The sequence below is a fragment of the Citrobacter sp. wls826 genome (assembly GCF_005281245.1).
Lineage (GTDB): Bacteria > Pseudomonadota > Gammaproteobacteria > Enterobacterales > Enterobacteriaceae > Citrobacter > Citrobacter braakii.
Genome location: NZ_SZWS01000047.1, coordinates 45931 through 55694 on the forward strand (window position 1 = coordinate 45931; position 9764 = coordinate 55694).

The following is a 9764-nucleotide window of genomic DNA, read 5'->3' on the forward strand; positions in this document are numbered from 1 at the left end:
GACGAATCCGGCGCTTTTCACGGTAAGTAAACTTCCCGGATTGCCGATGACTATCTAACGGGCGTGTTTTCACGCATAAACCCTACAAGAGAGTCGACGGTCATGGACAACACTACATCGATGCAAGCCCAGCATAAACTGGGCTTTCTGCATCAAATCCGGCTAGTTCCGCTGTTTTCCTCCATTCTCGGTGGCATCCTTCTGCTGTTCGCCTTAAGTTCCGGGCTGGCAAGCTATTTTCTTATGCAGGCCGATCGCGATCAGCGTGACGTGACCGATGAGATTCAGGTCAGGATGGGGTTATCTAACAGCTCTAACCACTTGCGTACAGCGCGTATCAACATGATCCACGCCGGCGCGGCGAGCCGTATTGCCGAAATGGATGACATGAAGGCCAATATCGCCGAGGCAGAAAAATGGATTAAGCAATCGCAGGACGGTTTCAATGCTTATATGTCACGCGCGGTAAAAACGTCTGCCGATGAAGCGTTAGACGCTGAACTGAGCGCCAGCTTCAAAGCCTATACCGACGGCTTACAGCCGATGCTGAAGTACGCTAAAAACGGCATGTTTGAGGCGATCATCAACCATGAAAATGAACAGGCCAGACCGCTGGACTCTGCTTACAACAAGGTGCTGTTAAAGGCGATCGACATTCGTACCACCAGGGCGAATCAGTTAAGCGAACAGGCGCATCAGCGTACACAGCTTGGTATGGCTTTTATGCTGGGCGCATTTGTTCTTGCGCTGGCGCTGACCGTGATGACGTTCATTGTTCTGCGTCGTACCGTCATTCATCCTCTGTTGCGTGCCGCCCAGCGCATTGAGCAAATTTCAGCGGGGGATCTGACCATGCCGGAGGAACCGACCGGGCGCAGCGAAATTGGTCGCCTGAGCCGCCATCTGCAAACAATGCAACGTTCGCTGGGGACAACGGTAGGCACGGTGCGTCAGGGCGCGGAAGAGATTTATCGCGGTACCAGTGAGATTTCGGCGGGGAACACCGATCTGTCTTCACGTACCGAACAACAGGCTGCGGCGATTGAACAAACGGCGGCCAGCATGGAAGAGTTGACTGCGACGGTGAAGCAAAACGCCGATAACGCGCATCATGCGAGCAAGCTGGCAGAAGATGCCTCCGGTAAGGCCAGTCGGGGCGGTCAGATGGTTTCTGGCGTGGTCAAAACCATGGGCAATATCTCAACGAGTTCAAAGAAAATCTCCGAAATCACAGCCGTGATTAACAGCATTGCTTTCCAGACCAATATTCTGGCGCTGAACGCAGCGGTTGAAGCGGCGCGGGCTGGAGAGCAGGGCCGTGGATTTGCCGTGGTTGCCAGTGAGGTGCGCACGCTGGCAAGCCGCAGCGCTCAGGCGGCAAAAGAGATTGAGGGATTGATCAGCGAATCAGTCCGACTGATTGACCAGGGCTCCGGAGAAGTGGTCGCTGCGGGCAATACGATGACGGATATTGTCGATGCGGTAAAACGCGTCACCGACATTATGCTGGAAATTGCAGCGGCCTCTGATGAGCAGAGCCGGGGTATCGTCCAGGTGAGTCAGGCAATTTCAGAAATGGATAAGGTAACACAGCAAAATGCCTCGCTGGTTGAAGAAGCCTCTGCCGCTGCGGAATCGCTGGAAGAGCAGGCGGCGCGCTTAACGGAAGCTGTTGGCACATTCCGTTTAACAGGGACAAGTGCTATTAAACGCGCGCCTGTGACGACAAAGCCTGACCATTCACGCCCGCAGGCGGCAACTGCCAGTGGCGATAACTGGGAAACGTTTTAACAATAAAATCAATTAAGGGACCTGATGGTCCCTTAATTTTTGGCATCAAAACGGTACGGTTTTGCGTATTGCGGCGATCAGGATCTGCGCGGCCTGAGAGAGCTGCACATCGACACGGGTAAGAATGCCGATGGGTTCACCCGCACCGTGGGTGGGTATCGGCAACGACACCAGCGTCGCCTGGCGTAAATCTTCTCTAACCGCGCCTGAAGGGACAAACCACACATAGTCGTAATCGACCGTCAGTTGGCGGGAGAGCGATGCTGACAGCGTTTCAATACAGCCCGGCGGCATTTTGCAGCCCTGACTTTGCAACAACGCCTCTGCGTGCTGGCGAGGGGCGGTTCCTTTTGGTGAAACCACCACCGGCCACTCCATCACCCGACTCAGCGTAATGGTTTCCTGCAACAACGGGTGGTTAGGGCGCACGACCAGTTTGAGCGATTCCAGAAATAACAGCTCGTAGTTCAGACCAACCATCAATTCCGGATCGGCCATACGGCCAATGCCGAGATCAATTTCCCCTGACTTTAAACCCGCCAGGATCATGGGATTACTCATGGTGGCAACCTGCAGCGTGGTCTCCATTTGCTGCTTATGGAACGGGCCAATGACCGCCGGCAGAATGCCCAGGGCCGCGGTGGGTAAGGCGCCAATCCGTACAACATCCGTCTGTGACTCTTCGCGCTGGTTTAAGGCTTGTCCGGCGGTGTTGAGCGCATCCAGCACTCTGACTGCGTGGGTAAGAAACTGTTCTCCGGGCAGCGTTAATTGTGCGCCAAGGCGACCACGCTCAAAGAGCCGGGTACCGGTCAGTTGCTCCAGTTCATTCAGCGTTTTGGAGAGGGCTGGTTGGCTCAGGTTAAGGGTCTCAGCCGCGCGGCCCAACGTTCCCTGCTGTGCAACGGCGACAAAAGTATGAAGGTGGCGCAAGCGAATGCGCTGATTGAACAGAACATTTTTTTCCATAAGCGATGTTAAAAACAGAGTCGTATCGGTGACAAGTGAAGTTGTTCGATTTTGATAACTTGATAGCAAAATATTATTAACATTTATCCCATTTTACTTACAACTGATTTATTTTGCTTATGTTTTGTACAGCGCCACCGGGTGGTGGGATCATGGAAGAGAATCCGTCCAGTCGATATACTTTCGTTATTGTTTGCTTTTGAACCATTCTCTTCACAAGGCACTGATTAATGATAGATGTAATAGGGCACCTTAACCCCGATAGCGATGCCATTTGTACCGCCGCCATGACGGCGCGTTGGCTTACTTTACGTGGCCAGCAGGCGACGGCATGGCGTCTGGGCGAACCTAACCGCGAAACGCAATTTATCTTTGAGCATGCGGGGCTGACGATGCCTGAACGGCTGACGTTTGAACTGACCGATCGTGATGTGTGGCTGGTCGATTTCACCGAGCCTGCCCAGGGGCCGGCATCGCTGGCAGAAAGTAACGTCGTGGGAATTATCGATCATCACCGACTCGGTGGATTAGTCACTCGTCTGCCACCTGAAGTATGGGTGATGCCAGTCGGCAGTAGCGCGACGCTGTTATGGCAACTGATGACGGAAGAGGAGCGCAGCCAGTTGTCTGCCGCTGAGGCCGTTTTATTGCTGGGTGCTGCATTGAGTGACACTGTCACGCTTCGCTCACCAACGACCACCTCTGACGATCGCCTGGCGGTGGAGGCCCTGGCCCAAAAAACCGGTGTGGATCTCGAGGCGTTTAGTCGCGACCTGCTGTCTGCTAAAACAAGCGTGGAAGGCATGAGCGCTCGCGAGCTTCTGCAGAAAGACATTAAAACCTTCACCATTCATGGACATTCGGTGTGTGTGGCGCAGCTTGAACTGTATGCGCTGCAACAGGTGGATGCGGTGCTGGACGATCTCCGTCTGGAAATGGCGCGCTATGCAGAGGAAAAGAATGCCGCGCTGGTTGTACTGATGCTCACCGATATCAATCTGGGCGACACCAGCCTGTGGTTTGCCGGTCCAGCGCTGTCAGACATCCCGCAGCCCTGTAAGGTGGAGGGGATGCTCAGCCGTAAAAAACAGATGTTGCCCTGGCTGGAAAGTCATTTAAAACCACGCCAGTAGGTTCTGTTCACCGTCTGTAGGGGTGGGAAATTTACGCGGGGTCACACTTTGTAAATTCTTCCCACCGGAGTCAGCGGCGTTTTCTACACTCCAGGTAATATTCACTGGAGGCATGACATTATGGCGAACACCATCACGGCAGATGAGATTCGGGAACAATTTTCGCAGGCAATGTCAGCAATGTACCAGCAGGAAGTCCCGCAATATGGCACGTTGCTGGAACTTGTCGCTGATGTGAATCTGGCGGTACTGGAAAATAATCCTACGCTGCATGAAAAACTGGCGAATGCAGATGAGCTGGCCCGGCTAAACGTTGAGCGCCACGGCGCCATTCGGGTGGGCACTGCGCAGGAGCTTTCTACGCTACGCCGGATGTTTGCCATTATGGGCATGTATCCGGTGAGTTATTACGATCTCTCCCAGGCCGGTGTTCCCGTGCATTCCACCGCGTTTCGTCCCATTGACGATGCGTCGCTTTCGCGCAACCCGTTTCGGGTATTCACCTCGTTATTGCGGCTCGAATTAATCGAAAACGCCGCGCTACGGCAAAAAGCCGCGGAGATCCTCGCGAAACGCGATATTTTCACCCGTCGTTGTCACGAACTGCTGGATGAGTTTGATGTGCAGGGCAGTTTTACGCCTGAGCAGGCGCAGGAGTTTGTGCAAGAAGCGCTGGAAACTTTCCGCTGGCATCAGCATGCCACGGTCGATGAGGCGACCTATCACGCATTGCACAATGAGCACCGGCTGATTGCTGATGTGGTGTGTTTCCCTGGGTGTCATATCAACCATCTGACGCCGCGTACGCTGGATATCGACCGGGTTCAGTCGATGATGCCGGAGTGCGGCATTGAACCCAAAATACTGATTGAAGGGCCGCCGCGCCGCGAGGTGCCCATTTTATTGCGCCAGACCAGTTTTAAAGCGCTGGAAGAGCCGGTGTTATTTGCCGGTGAAATGCGTGGCACTCACACGGCGCGTTTTGGTGAAATCGAACAGCGCGGCGTGGCCCTGACGCCGAAAGGCAGAGCGTTGTACGACGAATTGCTGAATAAAGCGGGAACGGGAAAAGACAACCTGACGCATCAACTGCATTTGCAGGAGGTGTTCAAAGCATTCCCGGACAGCGAATTTCTGCTGCGCCAGCAGGGGCTTGCCTGGTTCCGCTACCGGCTGACGCCGTCGGGCGAGGCGCATCGACAGGCGATTCGCCCGGATGACGACCCGCAACCGCTCATTGAGCGGGGCTGGCTGGTTGCTCAGCCCATTACCTACGAAGATTTTTTACCGGTGAGCGCCGCGGGGATTTTCCAGTCTAATTTGGGGAATGAAACTCAGGCTCGTAGCCACGGTAATTCCAGCCGCGACGCGTTTGAACAGGCGCTGGGGTGTGCGGTTTATGATGAGTTTGCGCTGTATCAGGAGGCGCAAGATCGAAGTAAACGGCGGTGTGGTTTACTTTAATTGAATTTACATGGGATTCGGTCTGTTCCCATCGACATAAAATATTTTCGATTTTGTACAGATAATCGGCGACCAACAATTGGATTATTAATGAATTTTGTCTAGAGTGAGCGGTCAGAAATGTGCACTCTCTTGCCGCTGATTATGGCCGGCGCGGGACCATTTACACGACCAGAAGGACTTACTTTCAGGCATGAATCGCAGACGATTTATTAAAGGTTCAATGGCAATGGCCGCCGTGTGCGGAACCAGTGGTATTGCATCACTCTTTTCCAGCGCCGCCTTTGCGGCAGAGTCTGACATTGCAGACGGAAAAACCGTACGTTTTGATTTTTCCGTTCTGCAATCGATGGCCCATGACTTAGCACAGAAGCCCTGGGGCGGCGCACCGCGCGCGTTACCTGACACGCTGGCCAAACTGACGCCGCAGGCCTACAACAGCATTCAATATGACGCAGAGCAGTCTCTGTGGAACAATGTTGAAAATCGTCAGCTTGATGCGCAGTTCTTCCATGTGGGAATGGGCTTCCGTCGCCGCGTACGCATGTTCTCGGTTGATGGCAGCACGCATATGGCGCGCGAAATCCACTTCCGCCCGGAACTGTTTAAATACAATGATGCGGGCGTGGATACCAAACAGCTGAAAGGGCAGACTGACCTCGGGTTCGCCGGGTTCCGCGTGTTTAAAGCGCCAGAATTAGCCCGTCGCGATATCGTTTCTTTCCTGGGCGCCAGCTATTTCCGCGCCGTGGATGACACCTATCAGTACGGTTTATCGGCCCGCGGTCTGGCGGTAGATACCTACACCGACAGTAAAGAAGAGTTTCCTGATTTCACCTCTTTCTGGTTCGAAACGGTCAAACCGGGCGCAACCTCCTTTACCGTGTATGCGCTTCTCGACAGCCCCAGCGTAACCGGCGCATTTAAGTTCGTGATCCACTGCGAGAAAACGCAGGTGATCATGGATGTACAAAACCACATCTATGCGCGCAAAGACATCAAGCAGCTCGGTATTGCACCGATGACCAGCATGTTTAGCTGCGGCAACAACGAACGTCGGATGTGCGACACCATTCACCCGCAAATTCATGATTCCGACCGTCTGGCGATGTGGCGGGGCAATGGCGAGTGGATCTGCCGCCCGCTGAACAACCCGCAAAAACTGCAGTTCAACGCCTATACCGATAACAACCCGAAAGGGTTTGGCTTGCTGCAGCTCGATCGCGACTTCTCCCATTACCAGGATATCATGGGCTGGTACAACAAGCGTCCGAGCCTGTGGGTCGAACCGCGTAACCAGTGGGGCAAGGGGACTATCGGCCTGATGGAGATCCCGACGACCGGCGAAACGCTGGATAACGTCGTCTGCTTCTGGCAGCCTGAAAGGTCGATCAAAGCGGGCGATGATCTGGAATTCAAATATCGCCTGTACTGGAGCGCTCAGCCGCCGGTGCGTTCACCGCTGGCTCGCGTGATGGCGACCCGAACAGGCATGGGCGGCTTCCCGGAAGGATGGGCGCCGGGCGAGCACTACCCGGAAAAATGGGCGCGACGTTTTGCTGTTGATTTCGTTGGTGGCGATCTAAAAGCCGCCGCGCCGAAGGGTATTGAACCGGTGATTACGCTCTCCAGCGGTGAAGCGAAACAGATTGAGATCCTTTACGTGGAACCTATCGACGGTTATCGCATTCAGTTTGACTGGTATCCGACCTCTGACTCAACCGATCCGGTAGATATGCGTATGTTCCTGCGTTGTCAGGGCGACGCCATCAGTGAAACCTGGCTGTATCAGTACTTCCCGCCAGCGCCGGATAAACGTCAGTACGTTGACGACCGCGAGATGCGTTAATCACTCCCTTTACGGCTCTCCGAATGGGGAGCCGTATCTGTAATCCTCTTCACAACCATTCTGTACACTATTTACTCGATCCCGTTCGCATTTTTCTGTAAGTCAAGTGGGTACTCTGGAGGTGTGTATTTCTTATACACGTTCTTTTCCACTAACAGGGAGAAAGTATGTTTCCAGAATACAGAGACCTTATTTCCCGACTGAAATCCGAGAACCCTCGCTTTCTGTCCTTATTCGAAAAACACAACAGCCTTGATCATGAGATCTCCAGACTGGAAGGTTCGGATGGTCGGGGGTATAGTTTGGACATTGTTCGCCTTAAGAAACAGAAACTCCACCTGAAGGAAGATCTGCTCAAAATATTGCAAAAAGAGAGTGTCAGTGAGAGCTAAGTAAAACGGCGCTTGCTGTGTAAAAGGGCTTCCAAAAGGGAGCCCTTCCTGTTTTTATTTGATAAGCAGGGTGGCCTGCTTAACCATCATAACGGAATGAAAATGTCAGAAGTGATTACCATCAATGACACGCTGGAACTGCGTGCCGTAGAAGAGCAACACGTCACGCCTCTGCATCAGTTGGTGCTTAAAAATAAAAGCTGGCTCCAGCAGTCGCTGAACTGGCCGCAGTTTGTTGCCTCTGAGGAGGACACCCGCAAGAATGTGCAGGGCAATATGATGTTGCACCAGCGCGGTTACGCCAAAATGTTCCTGATTTTTGCGCAAGAAAATGTGGTCGGGGTTATCTCGTTTAACCAGATAGAACCGCTGAACAAATCGGCTTATATCGGCTACTGGCTGGATGAGGAGCATCAGGGTAAAGGCATCATGTCCCAGGCGCTACAGGCCTTAATTCATCATTATGCGCAGCGTCAGGAGATTCGCCGCTTCGTGATTAAATGTCGCGTAGAAAACGTTGAGAGTAACCAGGTGGCGCTACGTAATGGCTTCCAACTGGAAGGATGTATGCAACAGGCGGAATTCCTTAATGGTGATTACTATGATGTGAATCTCTACGCCCGCATCATTGATGGCTCTTCAGAATAAACCTGCGATAGGCGTGCGCGTAATGCGCTGTTCACCGTTAATCACTTTCGGTCCGCGTAGGTGAATGGCATCGCCATCAAACGCCTGGATATGCGCCTGACCGGTTATCTCAATGTGATGCTCGATCAGCACTTCGCCCAGCACGCAGACGTGGCCTTCAATCAGGATGTGGTCGTCTAACTGGAGCGGTCCACCGCGTAATTGCGCATGACCGCCGACCAGCACGTGGTGTTTCAGCACGCAGTTACCTTCAACTACCGCGTGCTCCGCCACCTGCGAGCTGTAGCGTAGGGTAGGTATGGCATCTTCTTCGCTCCCGGCGATGACGCGCGCATATCCATAGACTTTGGCGCAATCGCAAATCCAGACATTGTTCTCTTCATTACCTTCCACCTGTGCGAAATCAAAAACTTCCGCCCGATGTTCAATAAAGGCATAGTTGATTTTCGCATCGCCATAGATCTGCGCCTGATGCACCACTCGTGAGTGGCTGACAAAAGCCCGATCATAAATTTGCAGGAGCTGGTCGTTTTCACGGGTTAGCCCCCTGGCGGCGATGATTTCAGAGTCACACATCACGCGCGCATCACCAAAGAGAAGGCACTCGCCGCGAACCACAGAATCCTGAATGGTGACGTTGTCACGTATTTGCGCGTTATGACTGATTTCAGCCCGGTCAATCCACACGTCATCGCTAATTTGCGCGCCATCTCTGACCACGCTTGCCTGAGTAATGCGGGCGTTTCCTGTAATCGTCGCGCCGGAAAATGCGAGCGCGTTTTCATCGTAAATCCAGCAATCACCGCTTTGTGACAGCACGCTTTCATTGTCGATCCAGCCACCGGGCGTGCCGGCCTGGACATCATTAAAATCAGTGAGCGCAATGATTTGGCGTAGTAATACGCTTTTTTTATTGCCATTATCCTGGTAACTAAAGGATCGAGACTCATCGCTGAGACGATATTTGGTCATAGCTCATTTCCATGTTGCGCACCTTAGTTAAACGTAGCAAAGTTTTCCGCACTGGCTAAATCAGCGGAAATTCCATAAAATGCATTTCAAATATACTTTAAAAAATAAACAAAATGAGTAAGAACAAGCAGAGTGAGCGGGTCCTCAATCTTCCGGCCGGTTATTTTGGCATGGTACTGGGCATCATTGGGATGGGGTTTGCGTGGCGTTATGCCAGTCAGGTGTGGCCAGTGAGTCACTTGATTGGCGACGGTTTAGTGATCCTCGCAATGGTCATTTGGGGGCTGCTGACGCTGGCCTTTCTTAGCCGTTTACTGCGTTTTCCGCAGAGCGTATTGGCGGAAATTCGTCACCCGGTGATGAGCAGCTTTGTCAGTCTGTTTCCGGCCACAACGATGCTGGTCGCGATTGGTTTTGTCCCGTGGTATCGACCGCTGGCGATTGGGTTGTTCAGCATTGGCGTGGTGATACAGCTGGCCTACGCCGCCTGGCAAACGGCAGGGTTGTGGCGTGGATCGCATCCAGAGGAAGCCACCACGCCGGGTC

The 9764-nt window shown here is 53.1% G+C and carries 8 protein-coding genes and 1 pseudogene; 7 read left to right on the forward strand and 2 right to left on the reverse strand.

The genetic code is table 11. The features are described from left to right. The first annotated feature begins 102 nt into the window (after positions 1–102). The gene (locus FDW87_RS10475; RefSeq protein ID WP_137379718.1) at positions 103–1791 is read left to right on the forward strand and encodes a methyl-accepting chemotaxis protein; all 1689 of its coding nucleotides are present in this window, start codon (positions 103–105) and stop codon (positions 1789–1791) included. A 45-nt stretch (positions 1792–1836) separates the two neighbouring features. On the opposite strand, the gene pcaQ is transcribed toward FDW87_RS10475, so the two are convergent. Then, positions 1837–2760, reverse strand: coding sequence for a pca operon transcription factor PcaQ (gene pcaQ / locus FDW87_RS10480; protein ID WP_003020288.1), 924 nt, complete (start codon positions 2758–2760; stop codon positions 1837–1839). A 230-nt stretch (positions 2761–2990) separates the two neighbouring features. Between pcaQ and FDW87_RS10485 the strand changes: the two genes are divergently transcribed. From FDW87_RS10485 to rimL, 5 genes are all read left to right on the forward strand, one after another. Next, positions 2991–3893, forward strand: coding sequence for a manganese-dependent inorganic pyrophosphatase (locus FDW87_RS10485; protein ID WP_137379719.1), 903 nt, complete (start codon positions 2991–2993; stop codon positions 3891–3893). 120 nt (positions 3894–4013) lie between these two features. Continuing rightward, complete coding sequence (locus FDW87_RS10490) at positions 4014–5357, forward strand: VOC family protein (protein ID WP_016156596.1); 1344 nt, start codon at positions 4014–4016, stop codon at positions 5355–5357. A gap of 193 nt (positions 5358–5550) precedes the next feature. Then, positions 5551–7206 (forward strand): glucan biosynthesis protein D, encoded by a 1656-nt coding sequence (locus FDW87_RS10495; RefSeq protein WP_137379720.1) that lies wholly within the window; start codon positions 5551–5553, stop codon positions 7204–7206. A gap of 167 nt (positions 7207–7373) precedes the next feature. After that, on the forward strand, positions 7374–7598 hold the full coding sequence (locus tag FDW87_RS10500; RefSeq protein ID WP_003833168.1) for a YdcH family protein: 225 nt from the start codon (positions 7374–7376) through the stop codon (positions 7596–7598). 102 nt (positions 7599–7700) lie between these two features. After that, entirely contained in the window at positions 7701–8246 is a 546-nt protein-coding gene (gene rimL / locus FDW87_RS10505; protein WP_103928232.1) for a 50S ribosomal protein L7/L12-serine acetyltransferase, read from the forward strand. Here the strand turns inward: rimL and ydcK are convergent. After that, the gene (ydcK, locus tag FDW87_RS10510; protein WP_115190559.1) at positions 8238–9218 is read right to left on the reverse strand and encodes a YdcK family protein; all 981 of its coding nucleotides are present in this window, start codon (positions 9216–9218) and stop codon (positions 8238–8240) included. The genes rimL and ydcK overlap by 9 nt on opposite strands. 113 nt (positions 9219–9331) lie before the next feature. On the opposite strand from ydcK, the pseudogene FDW87_RS22270 reads away from it, so the two are divergent. Next, positions 9332–9764, forward strand: a pseudogene (locus FDW87_RS22270) (dicarboxylate transporter/tellurite-resistance protein TehA); the annotation flags it as partial.